Source organism: Eggerthella sp. BIOML-A4, from assembly GCF_009875575.1.
GTDB classification, from domain to species: Bacteria; Actinomycetota; Coriobacteriia; order Coriobacteriales; family Eggerthellaceae; genus Eggerthella; species Eggerthella lenta.
The window spans coordinates 1-1,197 of sequence record NZ_WWRX01000040.1 but is presented as its reverse complement, the minus strand read 5'-3'; the positions used below and the strand labels follow the sequence as shown (position 1 = coordinate 1,197).

The 1,197-nt window shown below is 66.3% G+C and carries 1 protein-coding gene; it reads right to left on the bottom strand.

Annotation, left to right across the window (positions count from 1 at the left end):
• Positions 1-9: 9 nt before the first annotated feature.
• Positions 10-1,158, bottom strand: a complete 1,149-nt coding sequence (locus GT613_RS15250; RefSeq protein WP_009307323.1) for a serine/threonine protein kinase — start codon at positions 1,156-1,158, stop codon at positions 10-12.
• Positions 1,159-1,197: the final 39 nt, after the last annotated feature.

Below are 1,197 nucleotides of genomic sequence, written 5' to 3'. Positions count from 1 at the left end.
GCTACGCGACTAGTCGTTCCACATCTCCGGGCGAACCAGGGTCGGGTCGGCGACGCGGTTCGGGAAGTAGTCGAGGCACTCGCCCTCGCGGTAGACGTCGGCCGTGGAGCAGTGCAGGCCGCCGCCGAAGGCGTAGGCGCCGCGCAGGTCGACGGGGATGACGTTCATGCCGAGCTTGTCCATCTCCTCTTGCTGGTAGACCTCGGAGGCCTCCACGATGACCGTCTTCGGGTCGAGCACCAGGCAGTTCATGGACAGCCACACGGAGCTGTAGCAGAACTCGGGCGGCTCGGAGTGGGCCGGCTGGGCGGCGTCGACGATCTGCCAGTCGTTGGCCTCGAAGATCGCGCGCTGCTCCTCGGGCAGCTTGCGCTGCGGGTTGTTGATGATCAGGCCGGGGCGCAGCGGCACGAAGGTCGCGTCGATGTGGATCGGGTAGGGGTCGCCCGGGAAGTTCACGGCGTGCACGCGGTGCTCGGGGTAGTAGCGCTGGAACCAGTCCATGGCCGTGCGGTTCGTGGTCAGGCCGTGCTGGATGAACAGGTCCTTGCCCATGCGCATGACGTCGGCGGCGTCCCACATCGGCTCGACTTCCGTCGTGACGAAGTCCTTGTTGGCGGTGCGCACCAGGCGCTCCTCCAGCGAGATCTTCTCGTCGTAGTAGTTGTGCTTGTAGGACTTGTCGGTCAGGCGCGGGCGCGGGGCCTGGGTCCACAGGAAGTCCGGGTCCTCGTCGAAGTACTGCTTCATGAGCGGCCAGTAGGCCAGGTACTCGAAGTAGCGGCAGCGGAAGGAGTTGGCGGAGGCCATGATCTCGTTGCCCATGGTGAGCAGGATGTCGCGGGGCGGCATGCAGGTCATCATCGAGTCGTTGCGGAAGTCGGGCGTGCCGATGGCCTGGTTCCACTGCAGGGGCGTCGGGCGGTCGACGACCACGCCGCGCTCCTCGAGCGCCTTCACGAGGTTCTCGAGGCAGGCGTTGCCGACCTCGACCGTGCGCAGCGGGCGGAGACCCCACATGCCGCGCATCTCGGAGTCGACCGGCACCTTCTCGGAGGTCGCGGGCTCCTCGGGCGGGATGACCGAGTTGTCGCACAGGCCGACGATCACGCGCTTCAGCGGATCCCAGTCGTTCCAAGAATTGACTATCTTCGCCATGACAGTCTCCTTTCTCCGGCAGCGCTTCCGGCGCCGCCT

Coding starts and splice junctions, on each gene's coding strand:
- GT613_RS15250 (WP_009307323.1), bottom strand. CDS start 1,158: ATGGCGAAGATAGTCAATTCTTGGAACGACTGGGATCCGCTGAAGCGC.